This is a genomic window from Streptomyces sp. NPDC050806 (genome assembly GCF_055586425.1).
In genome coordinates this window covers 898789-922616 of the sequence record NZ_JBVJIF010000001.1, presented here as the reverse complement: position 1 = coordinate 922616, position 23828 = coordinate 898789, and the positions used below count along the sequence as shown (strand labels likewise).

22 protein-coding genes and 1 pseudogene are annotated in these 23828 nt (G+C 69.7%); 9 read left to right on the top strand and 14 right to left on the bottom strand.

The window, feature by feature from the left end:
- Positions 1–36: 36 nt before the first annotated feature.
- The 3 genes from ACZ6WH_RS04165 to ACZ6WH_RS04155 form a co-directional block, all read right to left on the bottom strand.
- On the bottom strand, positions 37–807 hold the full coding sequence (locus ACZ6WH_RS04165; RefSeq protein WP_432863929.1) for a carbohydrate ABC transporter permease: 771 nt from the start codon (positions 805–807) through the stop codon (positions 37–39).
- Between the two features lie 220 nt (positions 808–1027).
- A complete protein-coding gene (locus ACZ6WH_RS04160; RefSeq protein WP_469725827.1) occupies positions 1028–1960 on the bottom strand; it encodes a carbohydrate ABC transporter permease in 933 nt (310 codons plus the stop codon).
- 15 nt (positions 1961–1975) lie between these two features.
- A complete protein-coding gene (locus ACZ6WH_RS04155; RefSeq protein ID WP_469725825.1) occupies positions 1976–3256 on the bottom strand; it encodes an ABC transporter substrate-binding protein in 1281 nt (426 codons plus the stop codon).
- A gap of 315 nt (positions 3257–3571) precedes the next feature.
- On the opposite strand from ACZ6WH_RS04155, the gene ACZ6WH_RS04150 reads away from it, so the two are divergent.
- Positions 3572–5518, top strand: a complete 1947-nt coding sequence (locus ACZ6WH_RS04150; protein ID WP_469725823.1) for a glycoside hydrolase 5 family protein — start codon at positions 3572–3574, stop codon at positions 5516–5518.
- Positions 5519–5616: 98 nt separating this feature from the next.
- Here the strand turns inward: ACZ6WH_RS04150 and ACZ6WH_RS04145 are convergent, their stop codons facing one another.
- The 6 genes from ACZ6WH_RS04145 to ACZ6WH_RS04120 all read right to left on the bottom strand — a co-directional run bounded on the left by ACZ6WH_RS04145 (position 5617) and on the right by ACZ6WH_RS04120 (position 11848).
- Positions 5617–6747 carry a glycoside hydrolase family 26 protein gene (locus ACZ6WH_RS04145; protein WP_469725821.1) on the bottom strand — a complete coding sequence of 377 codons (1131 nt, stop codon included), beginning with the start codon at positions 6745–6747 and terminating at the stop codon, positions 5617–5619.
- Between the two features lie 384 nt (positions 6748–7131).
- Entirely contained in the window at positions 7132–8148 is a 1017-nt protein-coding gene (locus ACZ6WH_RS04140) for a LacI family DNA-binding transcriptional regulator (RefSeq protein ID WP_469725819.1), read from the bottom strand.
- Positions 8149–8215: 67 nt separating this feature from the next.
- Positions 8216–9004, bottom strand: coding sequence for a class I SAM-dependent methyltransferase (locus tag ACZ6WH_RS04135; protein ID WP_469725817.1), 789 nt, complete (start codon positions 9002–9004; stop codon positions 8216–8218).
- A 63-nt stretch (positions 9005–9067) separates the two neighbouring features.
- Entirely contained in the window at positions 9068–9712 is a 645-nt protein-coding gene (locus tag ACZ6WH_RS04130) for a LysE family translocator (protein WP_469725815.1), read from the bottom strand.
- Between the two features lie 67 nt (positions 9713–9779).
- The gene (locus ACZ6WH_RS04125; protein WP_469725813.1) at positions 9780–10367 is read right to left on the bottom strand and encodes a putative immunity protein; all 588 of its coding nucleotides are present in this window, start codon (positions 10365–10367) and stop codon (positions 9780–9782) included.
- Between the two features lie 896 nt (positions 10368–11263).
- The gene (locus tag ACZ6WH_RS04120; RefSeq protein WP_469725811.1) at positions 11264–11848 is read right to left on the bottom strand and encodes a helix-turn-helix domain-containing protein; all 585 of its coding nucleotides are present in this window, start codon (positions 11846–11848) and stop codon (positions 11264–11266) included.
- A gap of 170 nt (positions 11849–12018) precedes the next feature.
- Here ACZ6WH_RS04120 and ACZ6WH_RS04115 point away from each other — a divergent pair, with 170 nt between their 5' ends.
- From ACZ6WH_RS04115 to ACZ6WH_RS04090, 6 genes are all read left to right on the top strand, one after another.
- The gene (locus tag ACZ6WH_RS04115) at positions 12019–12855 is read left to right on the top strand and encodes an EamA family transporter (RefSeq protein WP_432849680.1); all 837 of its coding nucleotides are present in this window, start codon (positions 12019–12021) and stop codon (positions 12853–12855) included.
- Between the two features lie 92 nt (positions 12856–12947).
- Positions 12948–13655 (top strand): B3/B4 domain-containing protein, encoded by a 708-nt coding sequence (locus tag ACZ6WH_RS04110; RefSeq protein ID WP_469725808.1) that lies wholly within the window; start codon positions 12948–12950, stop codon positions 13653–13655.
- Positions 13656–13741: 86 nt separating this feature from the next.
- Positions 13742–14689 (top strand): MerR family transcriptional regulator, encoded by a 948-nt coding sequence (locus tag ACZ6WH_RS04105; RefSeq protein ID WP_469725806.1) that lies wholly within the window; start codon positions 13742–13744, stop codon positions 14687–14689.
- Positions 14690–14777: 88 nt separating this feature from the next.
- Positions 14778–15671 (top strand): dihydrodipicolinate synthase family protein, encoded by an 894-nt coding sequence (locus ACZ6WH_RS04100; protein WP_469725804.1) that lies wholly within the window; start codon positions 14778–14780, stop codon positions 15669–15671.
- Between the two features lie 73 nt (positions 15672–15744).
- Positions 15745–16356: a TetR/AcrR family transcriptional regulator gene (locus ACZ6WH_RS04095; RefSeq protein ID WP_469725802.1), complete on the top strand. Its 612-nt coding sequence runs from the start codon at positions 15745–15747 to the stop codon at positions 16354–16356.
- Entirely contained in the window at positions 16353–17501 is a 1149-nt protein-coding gene (locus ACZ6WH_RS04090) for a DMT family transporter (RefSeq protein ID WP_469725800.1), read from the top strand. The genes ACZ6WH_RS04095 and ACZ6WH_RS04090 overlap by 4 nt, the downstream gene beginning before the upstream one ends.
- On the opposite strand, the gene ACZ6WH_RS04085 is transcribed toward ACZ6WH_RS04090, so the two are convergent.
- From ACZ6WH_RS04085 to ACZ6WH_RS04075, 3 genes are all read right to left on the bottom strand, one after another.
- Entirely contained in the window at positions 17449–18117 is a 669-nt protein-coding gene (locus tag ACZ6WH_RS04085; RefSeq protein ID WP_469725798.1) for a class I SAM-dependent methyltransferase, read from the bottom strand. The genes ACZ6WH_RS04090 and ACZ6WH_RS04085 overlap by 53 nt on opposite strands.
- 130 nt (positions 18118–18247) lie before the next feature.
- A complete protein-coding gene (locus ACZ6WH_RS04080) occupies positions 18248–19171 on the bottom strand; it encodes a S41 family peptidase (protein ID WP_469725796.1) in 924 nt (307 codons plus the stop codon).
- A gap of 432 nt (positions 19172–19603) precedes the next feature.
- Positions 19604–20746, bottom strand: coding sequence for an FAD-dependent monooxygenase (locus ACZ6WH_RS04075; RefSeq protein WP_469725794.1), 1143 nt, complete (start codon positions 20744–20746; stop codon positions 19604–19606).
- A 170-nt stretch (positions 20747–20916) separates the two neighbouring features.
- Between ACZ6WH_RS04075 and ACZ6WH_RS04070 the strand changes: the two genes are divergently transcribed.
- Entirely contained in the window at positions 20917–21252 is a 336-nt protein-coding gene (locus ACZ6WH_RS04070; protein ID WP_469725793.1) for an ArsR/SmtB family transcription factor, read from the top strand.
- A gap of 315 nt (positions 21253–21567) precedes the next feature.
- Positions 21568–21852, top strand: a pseudogene (locus ACZ6WH_RS04065) (helix-turn-helix domain-containing protein); the annotation flags it as partial.
- Here the strand turns inward: ACZ6WH_RS04065 and ACZ6WH_RS04060 are convergent.
- Both ACZ6WH_RS04060 and ACZ6WH_RS04055 read right to left on the bottom strand, forming a co-directional pair.
- A complete protein-coding gene (locus tag ACZ6WH_RS04060) occupies positions 21774–22481 on the bottom strand; it encodes a tetratricopeptide repeat protein (RefSeq protein ID WP_469726265.1) in 708 nt (235 codons plus the stop codon). The pseudogene ACZ6WH_RS04065 and the gene ACZ6WH_RS04060 overlap by 79 nt on opposite strands.
- Before the next feature lie 168 nt (positions 22482–22649).
- Positions 22650–23780 (bottom strand): ATP-binding protein, encoded by a 1131-nt coding sequence (locus ACZ6WH_RS04055; RefSeq protein WP_469725791.1) that lies wholly within the window; start codon positions 23778–23780, stop codon positions 22650–22652.
- Positions 23781–23828: the final 48 nt, after the last annotated feature.

Genomic DNA, 23828 nt, shown 5'->3' with positions numbered 1-23828 from the left:
TCCTTCTCGCCGCGGAGGGCGCCTGTTCCTCCGCCACTAGACCTTCACCGCGCCGCCCATGAGGGCGCCTTCCATGCGCCGTTGGAGGACGGCGTACACGACGTACACGGGGATGAGGGTGACCACGGTACCAGCCGAGAGGACCCCGAAATCGGTGGACAGGGAGGAGCGCAGGGTGGGTACGGCGACCTGGATGGTGCGCTGCGCCTCGTCCGGGCCGATGATCACCAGCGAGTACAGGTACTCGTTCCAGAAGGCCAGGAAGCTGAGGATGAGGACGGTGACGATGCCCGGCACCACCATGGGCAGGTAGATGCGCACCAGCACCGTCCAGTTTCCGGCGCCGTCCATCCGGGCGGCTTCCTCGACCTCGTTGGGCACCGTCCGCATGAACTGCGTGAGCAGCACCACGGCCAGCGGCAGCGAGGTCGCGGGCAGGAAGAGGACGAGGAACGTACGGGTGTGGAAGAGCCCCAGCTGCGCGGCGAGGAGGAAGGTGGGGACCAGCGCGGCGAAGGTGGGGATGAGGAAGCCGAGCGAGAAGGCGCGTTCGATGACGGCGGCGACCTTGCCGGTCGCACGGGCCAGCGCGTACGCGGCGGGCACCGCGAGCAGCAGGATCACGGCGAGGGACAGCACGGTGACGATCACCGAGTTGGCGATGGCCAGGTCGAGGCGGGCGTCGTGGAGGGACGTGGTGAACTTCCGCAGCGACAGCGAGTCGGGCGGGGCCAGGGGCGAGGCGAAGATGTCGCCGTTGTCCTTGAACGAGGAGACCAGCAGGTAGTACAGCGGCAGGAGCAGCATGAGGGCGTACGCCCAGGCCCCCAGGTAGGAGGCGGTACGGCCGACGCCGATCCTGCGTCGTGGGCGTCTGCCGCGTATGCGGCGTACGGGGCGGGCGGCTGCGGGGAGCGTTGTCATGACGGATTCCCTGGGTCAGTACGGCTGCCGGAAGAGGCCGATACGGCGGGCGGGAGAAGCCGATGCGGTCGGCAGAAGAGGTCGGAACGGCTGCCGGGAGGGGTCAGTACGGCTGTCGGAAGACGCGGCGGATGGTCAGCATTCCCACCAGGCCGATGACGAACAGCAGGACGCCGGCGGCCTGGCTGTAGCCGAGGTCGGACTGGACGAACGCCTTCTGGTAGACGAGGAAGGACAGGTTGGTCGAGCTGTTGCCCGGGCCGCCCTGGGTGAGCAGCAGGACGTTCTGGGCCGAGGTGAACAGCGTCCACAGGAACTGCAGCATCACCGTGACGCCCACGTAGTCGCGCACCATCGGGTAGGCGATGCCCCACATGCGCCGCCAGTGTCCGGCGCCGTCGAGTTCGGCGGCTTCGTAGACGGAGGCGGGCAGCGCGTCCAGGCGGGCCGCGTACAGAGTGGCGGTGTAGCCGATGCCGGCCCAGATGTCGATGGCGATGATGCAGCCGAACGCGGTGGCGGTGTCGGCGATCCAGGCGTGCTGGAGGGAGGCGAGGCCGACGCTGCCCAGCAGCTTGTTGATCACGCCCTGGGGCGCGAACATGCCCCAGAAGATCATGGCCTTGGCGGAGGCGGAGATGAGGGCCGGGGTGAAGATGATGACCTTCAGGACGCGGTAGCCGCGGGGCCTGGTGGAGATGAAGTAGCCCAGCATGAACGCGCCGACGATCATGATGGGTACGGCGATGACGAGCTGGACGGCGCTGTTGCGGGCGGCCTGCCAGAAGAGGCTGTCGGCCAGCACGGTGCGGTAGTTGCCGAGCCCGGCGAAGTGGACCTCGGCGAGCATGCCGGGCCAGCGGAGTACCGAGATGACGAAGATGGCCCCGATCGGCCCGATCATGAAGACGGCGTACCAGAGCAGCGCGGGTACGGCCATCACGGTGGTGCGCGGGCCTCCGCGGGAGCGCAGGGCGGGGCGCGGTCCGGAGCGGGTCGCGGGCGCGGAAGGCGTAGACATCGTTGTCAGAGTCATCGTGGCGCACTCCGGTCAGCTGCGGTAGGCGGTGTCGAGGGCCTTGCACATCGCCTGCACACCGGTGCCCCGGGTGTAGGCGAGGGAGGTGGCGCGGTTGAGCGGGGTGGAGACCGCGGCGGGCACGTAGTCGTCCGGCATGACGGCCTCGCTCACGGTGCCGCCGTGCGTGACCCGCGACGACTCACTCACCAGCGGCCGCCCCTTGGAGGGCTGCTGGCCGCGCATGGTCATCACGTAGCCGGACTTGTCGATGAACCGCTGCACCACGTCCTTGCGGTAGAGGAACTTCACGAACTTCTCGGTCAGGTCCGGCTTCTCGGTCCCGTTCGGGGTGAGCCAGATGCCCGTCGAGGTCGCGCCGTTGTAGACGGTGGGCTTGTCATGGGTACCGTCGGACGGAACGGGGAAGCCGGTGACCTTCGTACGCCGGGCCAGCGGGGCCGGGACGGCGGCGATGGTGGAGGAGATGGCCGGCATCATCGCGGCGCGTTCCTCCAGGTAGTCGGCGTTCATCTGGTCGGCGTTCAGCCCCTGGGCGCCCTTGACGAACAGTCCGGCGTCCCGCAGCTCCGCGAAGAGCCGCAGCCCCTTCTTCACCTGCGGTTCGGCGCAGTAACCGCCCTTGCTGAAGACGCGTTTGGCGACCGCCGGCTCCATGTACCCCTGCATGACCTGCATCAGGAACTTCTGGCCCGACCAGTCGTTACCGCCGATGGTCATGGGCGGGATGTTCTTGGTCTGGAGCGCTTTGAGGGCGGCACGCAGTTCCGGCATGGTGCGCGGGGGTTCCTCGATGCCGGCCCGGTGCAGCAGCTTGCTGTTGACCAGGACGGGCCAGGTGAAGCCGGTCCAGGGGAAGGCCCGCACCCGGTTCTTGTCGTCCGTCCACGCCTTCAACGCGCTGGGCTCGACCCGGTCCTTCAGGCCCCATTGCTTCAGGTAGCGGTTGACCGGCGGCGTGGCTCCCAGCTCGGTCCAGGAGTAGGCCTTGTCGTAGAGGTTGATCAGCAGGACGTCGGCCTCCTTGTGGGCGAGCCGCGCGGTCTCGAACGAGTTGAAGATGTCATCGCCGTTGTAGAGGTTCTTGATGTGCACGCCGGGGTTCTCGCGCTCGAACTGCTCAACGACGGAGGAGTAGGTGTCAGCGCCGTAGGTGCCGGGGGCGAACCGGCTGTGCACGACGAGGGTGTGCGGGTCATCGGTTCCGGGATCCAGTGGCCCGCCGCATCCCGTGCACGCGGCCGCCAGGACGGTCACCACGCCCCCTGCCGCCACGGTCAGCCATCGATTCATCGGCGCTCCTGTCCAGGTCATCCGCTTCGAGCGGCCACGTCATGAGCGTCCACGTCATCCGCCGCGAGCGAGAAAACGATTTACCTGTGATGGAGCCGGACATTAACAGCGCCGTCAACTCCTCGCAATCCCTCGACAGTTACCGAGTCAATCGATATACCTACTGACGGCACTGCCCGCTGCCGACGCTTCGGGATTCCCGTGCGCCGACTCGGCGTGTGCTGACTCCGTACGGGCTGACTCCGCATGTGCTGACAGCTCACCGACCGCCCTCCGCTCCACCCCACTTCACTCCACTTCACCGACAGGAGCCCCATGCACCGCACCGCAGCCAAGCTCGGCCCGGCAGACCGGCCCACCGCCTGGATCGGCGTCAACTTCTGGTCGCGGACCGGTGGGCCGCTGATGTGGCGTCACTACGACGGCGCCGTCATCGACGAGGAGCTGCGCACCCTGCGCGACCACGGCATCGCCGTCACCAGGAGCTTTCTGTACTGGCCGGACTTCATGCCGGAACCCGAGCGTCTCGACGAGGCGATGCTGGAGCGCTTCGACGACTTCCTCGACCGTCACCGCGCCCTCGGTATGACGACGATCCCGACCTTCCTCGTCGGCCACATGTCCGGCCAGAACTGGGACCCGGCCTGGCGCGAGGACCGCGATGTGTTCGCGGACGCGTGGTTCGTCGAGCGGCAGGCCTGGTACGTACGCGAGTGTGCGGCCCGCTGGAAGGACCATGCGGCCGTCGCCGGATGGCTGCTGACCAACGAGGTCCCCATCTACGCCGACTGGCAGTCCCGCGGCATCGGCACCGTGGACCACCGGGACGTCACCGCCTGGGCCCGCACGCTCACCACCGCACTGCGCCAGGCCGGGGCCCGCCAGCCCGTCTCCCTCGGCGACGGCGCCTGGGGCCTGGAGATGAGCGGCGAGGACAACGGCTTCCGGGTCCGCGACCTGGAGCCGCTGGTCGACTTCCACGGCCCGCACGTCTACCGCATGGAGGACGACCCCGTCCGCCAGAACCTCGGTACCGCGTTCGTCTGCGAACTCCTCGACATCGGCGGCAAGCCGGTCATCATGGAGGAGTTCGGTGTCTCCTCCGACTACACCTCCGAGGAGAACGCGGCGCACTACTACCGCCAGACGCTTCACCACTCCCTGCTGGCCGGCGCGACAGGCTGGATCCCGTGGAACAACACCGACTACGACGCGCTCGCCGACCAGGAGCCGTACTCCCACCACCCGTTCGAGATGCACTTCGGGCTCACCGATGACCAGGGCCGGCCCAAGGCGCAGCTCCGCGAGGTCCGCGCCTTCACCGACATCCTGGACCGTACGGAGTTCACCCGGCTCTCCCGCCCCGACACGGACATCACCCTGATCGTCTCCTCCTACCTGGAGAAGCAGTACCCCTTCACCCAGCGCGAGGACGCCACCGACGTCCTCGCCGCAACCCGCCAGGCGTACGTCGCCGCCCGCGAGGCCGACCTGCCCGTCGGCGTGGCCCGCGAGGCGGACGGGCTGCCCGCCGACAGCGCCCTGTACCTGCTGCCCAGCACCAAGCAGCTCACCGCTCCCACCTGGCGTGCCCTGCGCGCGCACGCCGAGCGCGGGGCCACCGTGTACGCCTCGTACTTCGCCGGTTCCCACTCCACACAACGCGGCGCCTGGTGGCCGAAGCTGGACGAGACCTTCGGCGTGACGAAACAACTGCGCTACGGCTTGGTCGACACGGTCGAGGACAGCGAGCTGCGCATGGTCTTCCAGCGCGACCTCGGCACCCTGGCGGCCGGCACGGAGCTGGTGTTCCCCGTCGCGGGCAATGCCCATTCCCGCAGCTACCTGCCCGTCGTCCCCAACGGTGCGGAGGTCATCGCCACCGATGCCCACGGCCGCCCCGCCCTCGTACGGCACCGCACCGGCGCCGGCCAGCTGATCCTGGCCACGTACCCCTTGGAGCACATGGCCGCCCGCACCCCGGCCGTCAACCCGGAACCCACCTGGCGCCTGTACGCGGCCCTCGCCGCCGAGGCCGGCGCCACTCCTCCGGTCACGGTCGACGACGGCCGGGTCGTCACCGGCGAGATGGCGCACGAGGACGGCCGCCGGTTCGTGTGGTTCCTCAGCCAGCATCCCGAGGAGCTGACCGTTGTGCCCCGGGTCGGCAAGGGAGCACTCACCAGCCTGGACGACGGCACCGCCCTGACCGAGATCACCCTTGGCCCGTACGGGGTGGTGGTGGCACAGCGCGACGCGTAAGGCCGCACGTGTAATGCCGCGTTGGGAATGCCGCATGAGCCGGGCCGGGCACACGCCCGGCCCGGCTCACACGTGCGCGCAGCACAACAGCAGAGGGGCTACCGGCCGGCGGACGCCGCCTTCGCGCCTGGCACCTTCACCTCACCCTGGTTGAGCACCCGCGGATGGAAGTACGTGTTCTGGATCTCGGCGTTGGTGTTGTTGCCGCGCAGCTGCTCGGACCACATCATGAAGTACGTCCAGTCCGGCTGGCTCGTCAGCAGCGTGTTGTCAGGCACCTTCCCCGTCTCCGCCAGCGCGATCGGCTTGCTCTTCGCGATGCCTTTGAGCTGCTGGTAGTCCGACTGGCCCGGGTAGTTCTTGTACCAGGCGTCCAGCGAGACGACGTCCACGTAGTTGTCACCCGGGTAGTAGCGGGACCAGCCGCCTTCCGGGTTGTCCTGGACGTTCCACACCCAGATCAGGTTGTCCAGGCCCTTGCCGGCGAGGTAGTCATGGGTCATCCGGTAGAGCTTGGCGCCGCCCTCGGAGCCGGGCCGGTGGCCCCACCAGTTCCATGTCTCGTTCATCTCGTGCAGCGGCCGGAACAACACCGGCACACCCGCGTTCTTGAGTTGCTGGAGATACGGCACGGCCTCGTCGAGGCGGCGCTTCCAGGCACTGTTGAGTGCGGTGCCGTCGGTGACGATCTGCTGGAACTGCTGGTCGGAGATCTGCGTTTTGACGCCCCCGTCGAACTCGCAGGTACTGCCGCCGGTGGGCGTGCACACATGCCATGTCAGCGCGACCAGCGAGCCGTTGGCCCACTCGGTCTTGGCCTGATCGACGACCCGCTGCCGGTTGGCCACGTCCTCCGCGCGGAACATCAGGTCGCCGCCCCACAGCCCCGGGTACTGCCCGGTGATGTCCTTGACCTGTTGCGTGTACTGGGAGGGCTGGTTCGCGGGCTCCTTGTTGTGCTGGCCGGAGACGACGTACGAACCCTTGAGGGAGTTCAGATAGCCGAGCACATCCTGCTTGGTGCTCTTGGCGCTCCTGGCGCCCTTGGTGCTCTTGGTGCTCTTGCTCTTGCCATCGCCGGTGGTTCTGCCGGACGTGGCGTTCGTGTCGTTGCCCGTATGTGCCGGGCCGGCCGCGGCTTCGGAGGCCACGGTCAGGGCCAGCACGGTCGTTGTTGCCGCTGCGGCGGTGAAGCAGGCGAGCAGCCTGCCGCGTCGTGGTGTGCGCACGGGTGCCTCTTCCCATCGTGGTGGGCACGGCATGCGTCTCCCGTACGGACGTCCGTCAGCCCTGACACCGCCGGTCGACCGCGGCCCCACGGTAGTGCGCCAGCCACGGGACGTCCATAGACCGGTCCAGAGATACGGGCTCGGACGTACTGACACAGATACTTGCCACAACTGAACTTTTACTTAACTCATCGGGATCGGGAAAACGATGTACCACTTCCATCCCGGCTCGTTGACGCCACTTTCAACTCGCCCTACTGTCACCTCACTTGACAGACGCACGGCAGTTTCTCCCGTCCAGTACAGCAAGGTCCAGTACAGCAAGGGGTCGCGGGGCGCCTCCCTGACTTCGGCGCCCCGCGCACCTCGTGTACTCCCCCGACCTCAGCCGGCCCGACGCGGCGCAGGCCCTGTGGACGCGCGCGGCGTCAGCACCGGCGTCCGTACCGCGTGTGAAGGCTGCGTCTCCTTCGTGAGCAGCGCGAGGAGGGTGCGCGCGACGTCCGCGCCAAAACTGTGGACGTCATGCCCCATCGCCGACAACGTCGGATGGGTCAGCCTGCACAGCTGCGAGTCGTCCCACGCGAGCAGCGAGATGTCGTGCGGTACGCGAAGCCCCAGCTCACTGGCCACCGCGATCCCGGCGACCGCCATGAGGTCGTTGTCGTACATGATCGCCGTGGGGCGAGCGGCGCCGGTCAGCAGGGAACGGGTGGCGCGTGCCCCGTCCTCGCCGGAGAAATCCGTATCGATCTGTTGTCCGGGCGGCAGGCCGAGGTCCGCCATGGTGCGCGCGAACGCGGCGCCGCGAAGGGCGCTGTGCCCCAGGTCAGCTCTGCCACCGACCCGGGCGATGGCGGTGTGCCCGAGGGTGTGCAGGTAGCGCACGGCCTCGGTGACGGCGCCGCCGTCGTCGGTCCACAACGCGGGGAACGGCCCGGCGAGCGACGGGTGGGCCACTGCCACCGCGGGCAGGCCGAGCCGGGACAGTGCGGGCACCCGCGGGTCACGCTCCTGGAAGTCGACCAGGACGGAACCGATGATCTGGCCCGACTGCCACCAGTGGCGCTGCAGCTCGATCTCCTCGTCCATGTCCCGTACGAGACGCAGCAGCAACGCGCTGGAGTGCTCGCTGAGGACGCTTTCGATGCCCGAGATGAAATCCATGTAGAAGGGCTCCAGGCCGAGCTGGCGGGCCGGACGGCAGATCGCGAGTCCCACGGCCCCTGTGCCGTGCCGGTTGAGGGCCCGCGCGGAGCGGTTGGGCTCCCACCCCATGGATTGGGCGACTTCGAGGATGCGGGCACGGGTGGCGTCGGAGACACCGGGCTTGTCGTTGAAGGCGAGGGAGACCGCCGCGCGGGACACACCCGCACGGGAGGCGACATCGCGAATGGTCACGCGCCGTTGCGTGCTCACGGGGCCCCCTCACACAAGGCCACCGCGCGCACCACGTGTCCGTCCGGACTCACGCAGGCCGCCGGGCGAGGAAGACGAACTCTCGTCCTGGCCGATCCGGAGCGTCCCTGACCTCCTCGACGATGTACCCCTGGGCCGCGAGTTCTGCCTCCACTTCCTCCCGCTCGGCAAAACGCATCGTCGAAGTAGAGGTCAGCACGTCATCGCCCGGGTCATCACCCAGTTCATTGCCCAGGTCGTCGCCCGGGTCATCGTTTGGGACGACGCCCGGTAGGAACACATAGGTCCATCGGACGGTCACCAGGGGCCCGCTGACGTCGATCAGGTCGATCCAGGTCTCGACCGGCCCGACCCCCGGAACCTCCGTCACGCGGTGCGACGCCGCGCGATTCCAGGTCTCCCAAACGCGCTTCGCCGGGTTCCGGATCTCGAATGCAAGGTGTCCGCCCGGTCGGAGGGCGTCGTATGCGCCGCGCAGGGTCTTCAGCCACCCCTGCGGGTCGTCGATGGCGGGAGCGACGTTCGCCGTCATGGTCACGAGGTCGACCTGCAGTGGCGGGAGCGCGGTCACATCACCGCAGATCCACTGAACGCGTTCGCTCCCCGGCTTGGCCTTGGCCACGTCCACGGAGGCCTGGGCCGGATCGAGCCCGATGACTTCGATGCCGCGCTCAGCCAGCAGGAGAGCGAACGACCCCGTACCGCAGCCGATGTCGAGGACCCGGCGGGCGTGGCAGTCCTCCGCCACACCGAGGTACGTATCGAGATCGCTGCGGTCGGGGTAGAGCGAGTCATAGACCGCGGCCAGCCGCGGGTGTCCGTATTCCTCGTCAGCCATGCGCTTGAAGATATACGCAGGCAGTGCTCAACGGCTCGCCGAATTGGGCACCTTGGACTGCGGTCAGTCGGTGCGCCCCGTTGTCGCCACCGTCACTCCCAGACCGATCATCGCGAGTCCGCCTGCCCCACCGACCATCGACAGGCGGCGGTCCGAGCGGGCGAACCAGGCGCGGGCCGCCGAGGCGCCGAGCCCCCACAGGGTGTCGGTGATCAGCCCGATGGTGATCGGCACCAGGCCCAACACCATCATCTGGAGCGGAACGTTGCCCGCCGAGTGGTCGACGAACTGCGGCAGCACCGCGGCGAAGAAGACGACACCCTTCGGATTCGTGACACCTACGAGAACGCCGTCCAGGATCGTGCGGAGATCGCCGTGCCGTTCACCGGCCGGCGCCGCCATGCCGGCCGCGCGCATCTCCTTGCGGTGCCGGATCGCCTGTACGCCGAGATGGACGAGGTACGCCGCTCCTGCCAGTTTCACGCCCGTGAACACCGCCACCGAGGTCGCCACCAGCGCGCCGAGGCCCCAGGCCACCGCGATCACCAGAAGGTAGGAGCCGAGCAGGTTGCCGAGGACGGTCTCCAGCGCCGTCCGGCGGCCGTGCGCGAGGGCCCTGCCAACGACGAACAACACACTCGGCCCCGGGATCGCGATCACCAGTAGCGACATCGCCGCGAACGCGAGAATGCTCTCCGTGGACACCATGTGCTCCGCCACCTCTCGAATTGCTCTGCTCTGTCAGGCCCGTTCAACGCATTCAATCAGCGAGGCTTCAGGCCAGATCGGTCAGCTCGGTCAGCTCGGTCAGCTCGGTCAGCTCGGTCAGGTGGGCGCGAAGGTCAGCGTCCAGCGTGCGGATCAGCTCGCCGACTCGGCCACCGCCACCCGGTGCCGCCGGGAAGCGTGCGAGTACGTCCACAACGGCCGGTGTCGCGCGATGCATCGCCTGCTCAACGTGCGCTGCACCAACGGCCCGGTCGTCGCCGGCGGCGAGTTCGGCCGCTCTGGCCGCGTGAGCTGCCGCTCCGAGAATGTGCTTGACCTGGGTGGCCTTGGCCAGTGGGTGCAAGTAGGCGGCGCCTGCCGCCGACATCGCTGCCCAGGCCGCCTCACGTGCGGCCGCGGTGTCCACGCACTTGGCTGCCTTCAGTGCCGCCCATGCGGTGTCGCGCAGAGCTTTCCCGCGCTCACAGCCTCGAGCGAAGTCCCACGCGGCATCGATCGCTTCCCGCGGCCGAGAGTCGTCCGGCTGATCGGCCTCAAAGATGTCGAGCACCACCTCCGCGCACGCCGCGGCGAACGCGGTGACCGCACGAAGGTCCTGCTTGCTCAGCGCAATCTCACTTGTCTCCCCTGGCATGGGTCCATCCTCGACCATCGCGCTACCTGATACGCCCTTCCGCGGTACGCCGTCCCCCGGCATCCGGGCCGTGGGGCCGGAGGTCGTAGAAGCACGGACGGTCGTTCTTGACGCTGCGCCAGACGGTGGCCGAGGGAATCAGCCATTGATCGGGCTGGTGTTTGAAGGTGCCGGTTCACCGGTTGGAGTGATGCATGACCGGTCGCTTGGCGGCTCGTGCTCTGTTGGGCGGCGAAAGGATTGACCAGGGGCCTGATGCCGGTGTTGCGGAAGGTGGTCCTTTTGGTGTGGCCAGTTCCCTGCCCGGGCGGCCGTCGGCCCGTTGTGCGGCGCAAATGCTCACGGCTTCGCTGTAGTGCGCCAGGACCAGTGGCGAGTGCCCCCGGTGTTACCGGCGTTGCCGGAGCAGTGGCTGCCGGGACCTCCCCAGCAGCCGCATCACTCCGGCTCCGGGGTACTCCCCTGCCCCGTCGTTCACCCGCCCCTTGAATAGGAGCACTGTGCACGCACGTACCGCCCTTGCCGTGCCCTTCACGCTCGTACGGCGAGCCGTCGATCTGCTGACGGCCGCGGCTCAGCTCACGGCATGTCCTGTGCCCGCGGCTGTCGTCGCCCAGCAGCACTGCTGGCACCTCCAGCCCACCACTCCTCCGTCCGGATCGCAGCCCCACATAGGCAATCGACCTCACGGTCGGCGGGTCGTCCCGCTGCCCCGCCGCCCCGCCGCCTCTGCTGACGCGCATGGAAGGGGAGCAGGGCGGGCCGGCATCGGAGCAGAAACCGGCGTCGGAGCAGGAGTTGGAGCACGAGCGGAAGATCCCGTTGACCGAGGGCCGGATCACCGAGGGGGTCGTCCGGGTCGGGGACACGGTGCGACGGCCGGTCGGGCACACGGGTCAGGCCGTTGAAGCGGGGCCCGGCGGCAGGTGGACCGTCATGATCAAGTGGCAGGTCCCGGTGCCCGCGCCGCGGTAGGCGTGCGGGGCGTCGCCGTCGAAGGTGGCGGTCTGGCCGGCTTCGACGGCGTGCTCGGTGCCGTCGACGATCAGGGTCATCCGGCCCGCGGTGACGCTGACGGTTTCCACCACACCGGCCTGGTGGGGGTGGCTGGGGTATTCCTCCCCAGGCGCCAGTTGCCAGCGCCAGACCTCGACCGGCGCCGGGCCGGACGTCGTCAGCATGAGCCGGGCCTCGCTGCCCTGCGCCCCGGCCCACAACGGCATGACCGCATCGGCAGCCACGACGCGTACGCGGCCTTCGGCGGGCCCCTCCATCAGGGCCGAGACCGAGACGCCGAGGGTGTCGGCCAGCCGGACCAGGGTGGCGAAGTTCGGGTTGCCCTGGGCTTTCTCCAGCGCCACCAGAGCCCCCTTGCTGACCTTGGCGCGGCGGCCGAGTTCATCCAGGGACAGGCCGGCGCGGGTGCGGGCCGCTCTGACGTTGTGCGCCAGCGTCCGCAGGGCGGCCTCTGCCTCGGCCATCCGATCACCATCCTCGCGAGTGGGTCAGTGCGTGAGTCAATACGTGGGTCAAGTGCACCATCGTTCGACGCATGGGTCAGTGCAATGGACCTTCCGGTCGGTTGATTGACATTGACCGGTCGTTCCGTTGTACGGTCTGGTCGTTCCACTGTCATAGTAAGGGATGTACCGTGATCGCTCTGCTGCTGGCCCTGGGCAGCTCCCTCGCCTACGGATGCGCCGACTTCTTCGGCGGCCTCGGCGCCCGAAAAGCACATGTGCTGCGGACCGTGTTGATCGCCGCCCCGGCGAGCCTGGTGGTCGAGCTGCTGCTGTGGCCGGTACTCGGCGCCTCCTTCAGCCCCGGCGCCCTCGGCTGGGGCGCCGCGTCCGGAGTCGCCTCGGCCACCGCGTTCGTCCTGCTCTACCGCACCCTGGCGATCGGCCCGATGAACGTGCTCTCGCCCGTGACCGCCCTGGTCTCCGCCGCACTGCCCGTTGGGGTGGGTCTGCTCCAGGGCGAGCATCTCGCCACCGCCGGGCTGATAGGCCTCCCGCTCGCTCTTGTCGCCGTCGTACTGGTCAGCGCCGGGCACGGTGCGGGCGCGGTGCGGCCCTCCCGCACGGCGCTGCTGCTGGCCTTCGGCGCGGGTGCCGCCATCGCCCTGCAGCTGGTCTGCCTGCACCAGGCGCCGTCCGACAGCGGGGTGGCCCCGCTGATCATCGGGAGGTCGGTCTCCTCGGCGGTCACCCTGGCCGCGGCCGGCGTGATGTACCGCAGGCTGGGCTCCGAACGGCCCGCGTACGCGATGTCGGCGGCCGCGGGTGTGCTGGACTCGGTGGCGAACCTCCTGTTCCTGCTCGCCTCCCGCAGCGGTGACCTCGCCGTCGTCGCCGTGATCACCGCCCTCTACCCGGCCGGCACGGTCCTGCTCGCCCGCGGCGTCCTCGCCGAACGCATCCACCGCGGCCAGCTCGTCGGCCTGGGCACCGCCGCCGTCGCCGTCAGCCTCCTGGCCCTGACCTGAGCCGATGCCTCCGCAGCGCACCCGCACGCCCCATCGCAAGCCCCCGCCCACATGCAGAAACCCGCCCCCACGCAGAAAACGGAAAGTCGCCCATGCCCGCCTTCCGCCTCTCCTCCGGCGTCACCGATGCCTTCCCCGACACCCTCATCGCCCTGGTCACCGCCGCCGGCCTGCGCGGTCACGAACCCTGGCCGCACACCGCCACCGCGCTGGAAGAGCTGGAGCGGCAGCTCGCCGACGGCACCTGGCGGCCCGCCGACGAGACCGATCCGCGCATCGAGGCCTGGCACACCGCGTACCGCTCCTTCGGCACCAACCCCCGCCGCGTCCGCCCCAGCGTCGACGCACTCGGCCGCCGCCTGGCCAAGAAGGGCACACTGCCGCGCATCAATGCGGCCGTCGATTCCTACAACGCCGTCTCCGTCCGCCACGGCCTGCCCGCCGGCGCCTTCGACCTGGACCACGTCACGGGCGACGTCGACATCCGGTACGCGGACGGCACCGAATCCTTCACCCCGCTCGGCGAACCCGACACCGTCGAGCACCCCAGGTCCGGCGAGATCATCTACGCGGACACCACCGGCGTCCTGACCCGCCACTGGAATCACCGCGACGCCCACCGCACCCGCGTCACCGAGGACTCCACCCACGTCGTCTTCGCCCTCGAAACGCTGCAGGCGACCCGCGACGGCCACCACCTCAAGGCCGCAGCCGACGAGCTGCAGAGCCTGCTCACCCCGCACACCGAGCAGACCGCCGTGCATTACCTCAGCCCGGCACACCCCGCGGCTACCGTCTGATCCCCTTCCTTGAAGCCGGACCCGCCCACGCGCCGCCTTGACCTTGCCCTCAGGGGCAGGGTTTAGCGTTCTTCGAGGTGAGAGAGATGCGGATCGGTGACTTGGCCCACCGGGCGGGCGTGACGACGAAGGCAGTGCGCTACTACGAATCGCTGGGGCTGCTGCGACCCGTACGCCTGCCCAACGGCTACCGGGACTACGACGAGCACGACGTACGGCTCGTTCAGGAGATCCGGGCGCTCAGCGATCTCGGCCTGCCTGTGGAGCGCACCCGGCCGTTCCTCGACTGCCTCGCGGTCGGACATCAGCATGCCGACGACTGCCCGGCCTCGCTGGCCGAGTACCGCGAGGCGATCGACGAACTCACCGCGCGCATCGAGGGGCTCACCGCGCGCCGGACGGCACTGCTCACGCACCTGCGGCAGGCCGCCCACCGCAACAGCCGCATCGCACCGGCCGACGAAGGAGAGGACCTGGTGACCGATTTCACGAACCTGCCCGCCGGCCTGCCCGTACCGCAGGACGACGGCGCAGCCGCCCACCTGCCCGGGATGGCGGTGCCGCCGCTGGAACTGCACAGCACCGGCGGGTCGACGGTCCGCCTCGACGCGCTGGGCGCGGGCCGGACGGTGCTGTACCTCTACCCGCTCACCGGCCGTCCGGGCGTCGACCTGCCCGAGGGGTGGGATGCGATCCCCGGCGCCCGTGGCTGCACCCCCGAGGCGTGCGGCTTCCGTGATCACTATCAGGACCTGCTGGCCGCCGGCGCGACCGGTGTGCTCGGCCTGTCCAGCCAGGAGCCCGCTTACCAGCGCGAAGTCGTCGAACGGCTCCGCCTTCCCTTCGAGATGCTGTCCGACCCCACGCGCAGCCTGGCCGAGGCGCTGGACCTGCCCGTCTTCGAGGCCGGCGGACTGACCCTCCACAAGCGGCTGACACTGATCATCCGCGACGGCACGATCGAGCACGTCTTCTATCCGGTCTTCCCGCCGAACGAGCACGCCGACCAGGTTCTGACCTGGCTGGGGTCCTGACCTCGCCGGGATTCCGATCCGGCTGCGGTACGCCCCCGTCCCGAGACGGCCTGCACCTGCCCTCTTCCCACACCACCAGGGAGAATCCATGTTCACCGGCCTGAGTGCCTTTCCGCTCACCCCGATCATCGAGGACGGCATCGACGAGAAGGCGTTCGCCGCGCTGGTCGGCCGGCTTGCCGCTGCCGGGGTCGACTCGATCGGGGCGCTGGGCTCCACCGGGTCGTACGCCTACCTCACCCGCCAGGAAAGGGCCCGCGCCGCCCGCCTCGCCGTCGAACATGCCGAGCGGACCCCGGTCATCGTGGGGATCGGCGCACTCCGTACCCGGCACGTGCTCGAAGCGGCCGAGGACGCACAGAACGCGGGGGCGGCAGGCCTGCTGCTGGCACCGATGTCGTACCAACCCCTCACCGAGGACGACGTGTTCGGACTGTTCAAGGAGGTGACGGCCAATCTCTCCGTGCCGGTGGTGGTCTACGACAACCCCCGCACGACCCACTTCACCTTCACCGACGAGCTGTACGCACGGGTGGCAGAGCTGCCGCACGTCGCGTCCATCAAGATCCCCGGTGTGCCGGCAGACCCCGAGGCCGCCCTCGCCCGCGTCCGGCAGCTGCGGCAGATTCTGCCGGAGACGGTGGCCGTCGGGGTGAGCGGCGACGCTTTCGCGGCGACCGGACTGAACGCCGGCTGCGACGCCTGGTACTCGGTGATCGCAGGCACCCTTCCCGAGCCGGCCCTGGCCATCACCCGGGCCGCCCAGGCCGGCGAGCACGACCGGGCCCGGGCGGAATCCCAACGGCTGCAGCCGCTCTGGGATCTCTTCGCGCAACACGGTTCCCTGCGCGTCATCGCCGCCGTGGCCGCCCAGCTGGGCCTCACCGCGCCCCACAACCTCCCCCTGCCGCTACGCGGCCTGCCCGCAGAAGACCGCGCACGCGTCGCCGACGTGCTGCGACGGCTCCAGCTGAGCACCTGAGAAACGCGGGCTCCTCCAGATATCTCCTCCAGGTTCTAGGTAGACTGACCTACCTAGAACCTGGAGGGGTCCGATGAGCGACGACGCCGGCACTGCTACGACACCACCCCGGAAGCCCCGGGGGCCCGCGCGCGAGCGGCTGCTCGCCGCCGCGGCGCGCCGCTTCTACGCGGACGGTGTGACGGCGACGGGGATCGACGCGATCACCGCCGAGGCGGGCGTGGCGAAGATGAGTCTGTACAACAACTTCGCCTCCAAGGCGGAACTGGTGCGGGCCTACCTCGACGCGCGGCATGAGGAGTGGCTGGGCCTGTACCGGCAGCGGCTTACAGCCACTGGGGACGGTCGCGGCGGTGTGCTGGCCGTCTTCGACGCGTACGTCGATCACGCGGCGTCCGCCTATGAGCACGGGTTCCGGGGGTGCGGTCTGCTGAATGCGGCGGCCGAGCTGCCCGCCGGGGACGAGGGACGGGCCGTGGTGCGCCGGCACAAGGAGGAGGTCGAGTCCCTGCTCGCCGGGCATGTCGAGGAGTTGCTTCCCGGACGGCCGGAGGAGGCGCGCGCGGTGGCGGAGCATCTGGCGTTCCTGCTGGAAGGCGCGATGGCGCGCGCCGGCCTGGAAGGCGCTGGTACGCGCCTGGAGCATGCGCGGACGATGGCGGCGAACCTGTTGGACCGGCTGTGACGCGGCCCGCAGGACATGCGTCCGGCTCGGTGGGCGTGGGGTCGTTGTGCGTGCTCGTGGCGTCGGTGCTGTGGGGCACCACGGGCACCGCGGCAACCTTCGCCCCGGGAGTCGGCCCGCTGGCGATCGGGGCCGTCGCCATGGGAGTGGGCGGACTGCTCCAGGCCCTGGTGGCCGCTCCCCGCATCGCCCGGCAAGCGCCTGGCCTGCGCGCACATGGTGGTGTGGTGGTGCTCGGGGCGCTGGCGGTCGCGGCCTACCCACTGGCGTTCTACAGCTCCATGCATCTTGCCGGGGTCGCCGCCGGCACCGTGGTGTCGATCGGCTCGGCCCCGCTCGCCTCCGCCCTCATCGAGCGTGTCGTGGACGGGCGCCGTCTCACCCGCCGTTGGATGGTGGGCGCCGCACTGGGCCTGTCCGGGACGGCGCTGCTGTGCGTGGCGGAAGCGGCGGAAGCGGCCGACGCGCACTCCGGCCCCGGGGCCGGATCTGCCGGTGCGACCGTGCTCGGGGTGGGGCTGGGTCTGGTGGCCGGGCTCACCTACGCCCTGTACTCCTGGGCGGCGCACCGTCTGATCCGCCGTGGTGTCACCTCCGGCGCGGCGATGGGTGCCGTCTTCGGGCTGGGCGGACTGCTGCTCCTGCCGGTGCTCCTGGTCACCGGTGCCCCGCTGCTCGACTCGTGGTCCAACGCGGCCGTCGGCGCCTATATGGCCCTGGTGCCCATGTTCCTCGGTTACGTACTGTTCGGCTGGGGCCTGGCGCACGTCCCGGCGAGCACCGCGACCACACTCTCGCTGCTGGAACCCGCCGTCGCCGCCGTACTGGCCGTCCTGGTCGTCGGCGAACGCCTGCCGCTGCTGGGGTCGGCCGGCATCGCCCTGGTCGTCGGGTGTCTCGCCGTACTCACCACACCGACCCGCGCCACTCCGAAGCGCCGTACGGTCACGACGAGACCGGCCACCGGCGCACGGCGACAGGGCGCATCTCGGCCCGACCGCATTCCCGTACCGGCCTCCGTCCCCGATACCGTCCCCGACGCCGACGCCGCATCGCCGTCCTCGGCCGTCAGGGTCGCCTCCCCGCGCCCGGCTACCGGCGGGTGTAGTGGCGAAACAGCCCGTCGGCGCCGCCGTCGGAGGTGAGACCGAAACCGCACCGGTCCAGCATCCGGTCGGCCTGTTCCATCGGAAACACCCGGTACCGGGAGCGTTGGTGCGCGACGACGGTGTCCTCGCGCAGGACGAAGTAGTCCTTGGTGAACCGTCCGTTGCCCTCGTCGTGGAGGTCCTGGGCGTACACCAAATCGCCGGACAGCGGCCGCCTGTACGGGCGGTGCGCCGCTTGGACGGCCAGCAGCAGGCTGCCGCCCGGCCGGAGCACGGCCGCGAGGTTCTCCAGCGCCCTGATGTTGTCCTCGTCCTCCACGAGATGGCTGCTCAGGCCGATTCCGTCCTGATCCCGCACGCAGAGCCAGACACCGCCCACCGAAAAGGCGACATCAAAGCCGGCCGGCGCGTCCATGTTCAGGATGTCCTGCCGCAGGAGGCGCACCCGGTCGCCGAGCCTGGCCCGTGCCTGCGCCAGCATGCTTTCGGTGTGATCGATGCCGGTGAGCCGCAGCTCCCCGGGGCCCGTCGCCAGCAGCTTCTCGCACACCAGCCCCGTGCCCACACCGAGCTCCAGCACGTTCTGGCGCTCGCCGAAGTGGGGAAGTAACTCTTCGACGTAAGCGTCGTAGTCGTAATACCCAGAGGTCATGATGAGGTCGTAGTAACCCGCAATCCCTGCATAGGAATTCTCCACGTTTCAACGTTACCAACGGTGGACGCAACACCATACAGCGACTTTGAGCCCCGACCTCTACAAAATATGGCCACTGCGCTCGCGGCTACCTCAGCGGCAGCTCCTGGTTCCGGAGTGCCGCGACGGTCGCGTCGAAGGCTGAGTCGCGGTTTTTCGTGAACTCCTCCTTGGTGAAGACCGGGGTACGAATGTGCGACGGAATGCCGGTACCCTCGAAGGTCTTCCCGCGGCTCGTCAGGAACTCCTCGTTCGGCAGCCAGACCGCCATCCCGTTGGGAAGCCGGCGGTCCAGGGTGTCGGAGAAGACACCCTGTGTGGGCTCGCCGATGCGAAGGGTCCGGCCGGGCCGGTCGATGAGGGCCTGGGTGAAGGTCTCTCCCGCACTGACCGTCGACCCTCCGGTCAGCAGGGCGATCGGGCCGCTGTAGCGGTGGGTTCCCCGAGCGGGCCGTACCGGGATGGGCTGCGGGCGCGTGTACTGAGTGCGCTTGCTGATCCGGCCGTTCGCGAATTCTTGCGGCTTCTCGCCCTTGAGGTCGCGCTGCACGATATGAGTTTTGGTCTGCACGTCCAGTTCTTCGCTGGGCATGCTGGTGCCCGGGCGGACCCGGGCGAAGTGCCGGTCACCGTCGAAGACGACGACATGCGCGTCGTACAGCGGCTTCACCATCTTGCTGAAGAGGGAGAAGAGTTCGCGTCTGGTCGTGTCGGAGTGCACCTTGGGGCGGTATGCGTTCCGAACGGCATGCCAGTCGATTCCCTTGGCGGCGAAGAAGGGGTAATTCTCCTCGAACGACTGCCAGAAGACGTCGAACGTCGTTACCGAATCCTTGGGCGAGGGGTGCCGGCATGCTGCTGGGAGTTCCGCGATCCGCCGCAGTTTTCGGGCCCCCGCCGACCCGGTGACGTGCAGCGACCCGGTCGGCCGGACGGTGCGGACCGCTCCGTCGACGGCGCTGTACTCGCCGCGCCCCGTCTCCTTCGCGGAGACGCCCTTCAGGCAGCTCACGGCCGTCGTCTGGTATTCCTGCAGCGGTGACCCGGTTGGTGCTACAGCGGAGTTTCCGCGGGAGGCATCAGCCCTTCAGGGCGGCCATGGCTTGCTCGCCGAGGCAGCGGATCCTGGCGTGGGTGCTGTTATGCCGACGTTGCCGCAACTTGAGACGGAGGCTGCGGAAGGGCACCGGGATGATGCCGTCGCCGCCTTGATACGCCTTGTCCGCCCCGCACTTCACCTCCGCGTCGCGGGGGCGTAGTCACCGGCAGTCCCCATGGCGTGGCGAGCGCCGGGAACGGTGGGTGAGGCCCACAGCAGTCGACCTGCCGCATCGGCGATGACCTGCCACTCCGAGCCGGGCTCGTCGGACATGGCGGCGCCGACCCGGCTGAGAGCTACCGCGGAGCTGCGCACCGACCGGTGACCGGTCGGTGCGGACCCGGTCTACCGGTTCGCGGCTTCGCGAGTGGCGATCCGGTTCGTGCGACCGACCGCGCGGCCCACCGCGTTGCGCACCGCGAGGCCCGGCCGGGTGCGGGGCACCATGAGCCTGGAGAGCAGACCGACGCGTCGCTGCCGCGGGCCTACCTCACGGCGGAGCCGCGACTCGTAGGCGGCGAAGGCGCGGGCGTAATCACCGGGATGGGCGGCGAGCTCTTCTGCGAGGGCGTACGCGCCCGCCATCGCCATGCTGGACCCGTCACCCAGCAGGGCCGTCGCCGCCGCCGCGTCCCCGAGCAGTACGACCCGTCCGCGGGACCACGAGGGCACCCGGACGGTGGTCAGGGGGTCGAAGAACGGAGCCGGGTGGTCGAGGAACGCCGCTACGAGTTCCGGTGCCCGCCACCGCACGTCGGCGTAGGCGTCGGCCACGGTCTGCTTGTGAAGGGCGATGTTCTTGCGGTCGTGGGGCGCCGCCTGTTTGGCCCGGAAAGTGAAGATCGCGAGCGGGGTGGTCCGCGAGGGGTGGAGGACCAGCATCCGGTTCGGCACGGTCAGCATCGTCATCTCGGTCGGGTCCTCGATGGCGTCGGGTTCCAGCGGGACGGTCGCGCCGTACAGGCCCAGGTCGCTCGCGAACTGCCGCTCGGGCCCGAATACCAGGCGCCGTACGGTGGAGTGCATCCCGTCGGCACCGACTACCAAGTCGAAGCGCCGTGGCGCGGACCGCCGGAAGGTGACGTCCACCCCGCCTTCGTCCTGGTCGAGAGCGGTGACCGTGTCGTCGAACAAGAACTCGGCCTCGGTCTGCGCCGACCGGTGGAGCACCTCGGACAGGTCGGCTCGGGTCACCTCGACCGTCGGCGCCTTGTCCGAGGTGAGCGGGAGTTGCAGGATTCGCCTGCCGCCGGGGTCGAGCAGGGTCAGCGACCGATTGCGGGTGGCGAGCTCGCGGAGCTGCGGGAGGACGCCCATGCGCTCGGCGACCGGGACCGCGGGCCCCTTCACGACGATCGCGCTACCACCGGAGCGCAGCTGCCGGGCGTGTTCGACGACCGTCGGCCGGTATCCATTCCGGGAGAGCCAGTACGCGAGTGCGGGCCCTGCGATTCCGGCACCGACTATCAGCACCTCGGGCTTCTTCATGACGATGACCTCTCGGAGTGTCGATGACCAGGTCCCCGGCGAGTGCCGGGCCGGGTCTGAGGGAGCGGCGGCAGGGGGCGGCGCAACCGGACCAAGGTACGATCAATTTCGTACCTCAGGGAAGCACGCCCTTCAGGTACGATGCAAGTCGTACTTGAAGGAGGTGCCGCGTGGCCGGGAGGAACCTGGACGGCCCGGAGGCCGATGCGCTCGATCTGGGTGCGGTGTTCCGTGCCCTTGCCGACGAGCACCGTCGCTCGGTGATGACGGAGTTGGCCACCGACCGCAGCGACAGCGAGCGGGGCTGCAACTCGTTCGATCTTCCGATCTCCAAGCAGACCCAGACCCACCATTTCCGGGTCCTGCGCGAGGCAGGTCTCATTGACGAGATCGACTACGGCAACCGCAAGGGCATCCGACTACGACGCGCGGACATCGAGAAGAGATTCCCCGGGCTCCTCGCGCTCCTGGGAGCAGGGCCCCGGGCCGATACCGCTCCTCGCTGAGCGCAGCTGAGCACACCGGAGGGGAGTCCGATGCGGCCCTGAGCCGCGAGCTCGACCGAATCCAGCTCGCGCCCGGCTCGCAGGTAGCCGGGCACGACGCGGGCACGAAGGGGATCGGTGTCACTTCGACCACCGTCCCGCGCTCGTGATCGGCGCCGAGCACTTCCGCGCGCTCCCTCACGCCACCCCCCACTGAGGTTTCCTCAACCTGCGTGCGGAGCGGGGCCGCTGGGGTGAGGGCGGGGTCCGGGCGCAGAGAAGCTCCTGGTAGACGGGTGCGTGTCGAGTCCAAGCCATCCTGCCAGGAGCTTCCGCATGCTCGTCTACCCAGCCGGGGTCGATCTGTCCACCTCCGCTCTGCGCTTCCTCGCCCGTGAGCTGACCGCACGTCGTCTTGCGCAAGGGACACGATGGCGCCGGCCGGCCGCCGGACGGCAGGCGCTGCTCGTGCTGGCTCATCTACGATGCGGCCATACCTACGCCCAGCTCGCCGCCGGATTCGGCGTGGGCACCACCACCGCCTACCGGTACATCGCCGAGGCCGTCGACATCCTGGCCGCTCTGGCTCCCACCCTCACCGAGGCGGTGAGGACAGCCTCCGGCTCCGTCCGGCCGAGCGCTCGCGCGATTTCGTCGGCGAGTGCGCGGAGATCCGGTTCGCCGTCGTCGAAGGCGCCACGGATGGCCTGGCTCATGCCGAGCGCGGTGGCCGCGCCGGGCGGGTCTCCCTCCGCCAGCAGCAGCCGGGCCAGGTGCTGGGCCGCCGGTGCGACGTTGCGGTGTGCGAAGGCCGCGCGAACGACTCCGGGCAGCAGCTCACGCGCCCGTACGGCATCGCCTGCCGCCAACAGGTTCGCCATCCGCGCCGGCGCGATCCAGTCCTCCACCGCCTCGTCGGGCAGGGCGGTCTCGCGGCCGAGCGCAGCTGTCCGGCGCAGTTGCCGGTCGGCCCGGGCCGGGTCTCCCGCGCGACGGTGCAGGTCGGCCCGGCAGACCAGGGCCGCGATCCGCAGGAGGTCGTCGCCACGGTCCCGGGCGGTCTGCTCGGCCGTGTCGATGTCCTGCCGCGCGCCCGCCAGGTCGCCACCGCGCATCCGTTCGGAGGCGAGGCCTAACCGGTACTGGACCTCGTCCTGGGGCACGAGTGCGAGCGCGCGCCGGTAGGCGGCGATGGCCTCGTCGTGCTCCCCCTGGACGGAGTGCACCTGCGCCACGCCTGCCAGCGCCATCGCCGTGCACAGATCGTCGCCCACCGCCTCGAACTCGCGGAGGGCGTCGGCCACCGCACTGGCGAGGCCCTCCCACGCACCCCGGTCGTGGTGCATGAAGGCTTCCACAAGGTACGTGCACGCGATGGCCCACCGGTCCCGGCGCCCGCGTATCTCCCGTATCAGGCGCTAGACCAGCTCGTCCAAGCCGAGCAGCCGGCCCGCCGGAAGGATCACCGGCAGCACCGTCGGATGACTCTCCAGCGCCCCGGTGCGGGCACAGTCCTCGATCAGGGCAGGCACCCGCTCGGCATCGAGGGTGGGGCCCCCGGTACCGGTCAGGAGGTGGATCGCGGTGAAGACGGCGCGTGCGTCCGCCGGCAGCGTGTCGCCCAGCTCGCACGCGCCGGCCACCAGGGCCTCGGCCCGTGCGTCGTAGCGCAGCGAGTTCCAGTACCAGTACAGGGGGCCGAGGAGCCGGGCCACGGCGTCCGCTTCGCGTCCGTCGAGGGCCGTCCGCAGCGCGAACACCATGTTGTCGTACTCGGCCGCGAAGAGCGCGAAGGACTCGTGCTGCCGGGCGGAGCGCAGCAGCGGTTCGTGTTCCTGGGCCACGTCGGCGAAATGACGGACGAGCCGTCCTCGGACCACTTCCCCTTCGCCCGCCTGCAGGAGTTGTTCGGCCGCATACGCACGGACGGTTTCCAGCATTCGGTAACCGGCCCCGGGCATCCGGTATCCGTCTCCGGGCATCCGGACACCGTCCCCGGGCGTCCGATGAGCGTCCCCGACCCGTTCCACCAGGGACTTGTCGACCAGCGAGCCGAGTACGCACGGGACTTCCTCGGCAGACAGCGTCTCGTCCGCCCCGTCCGACACGTCCGCGCAGATCGACTCGACGGCCTCCGCCCCGGCCGGGGCGGGGAAGACAGCAATCCGCCGCGCCAGTGTCTTCTCCTGGCCGGTGAGCAGCTCCCAGCTCCACTCGATCACGGCGTGCAGGGTGCGCTGACGCGGCTGCGCCGCCCGGTTGCCCGTGGACAGCCGCCGGAACCGGTCGTCGAGCCGTCGGGCGATCTGCTCGGCGCTCATCGACCGCAGCCGGGCCGCGGCCAGTTCGAGGGCGAGCGGCAGCCCGTCCAGCCTGCGTACCACTTCGCCCACCGCTTCCATGGTGGTCCCGTCGGGTGTGAAGTCGGGACGTACGGCCGTCGCCCGGTCGACGAAGAGACGTACGGCGGCCGACGTGGCGGCCTCGGCCGGATCCACGCCCTGCCGAGGGAGGGGCAGCGGTCCGAGGCGGCAGAGTGTCTCGCCCATGACCTCCAGCGGGCCCCTGCTGTGGCCAGGATGGTGAGGCGGGGGCGT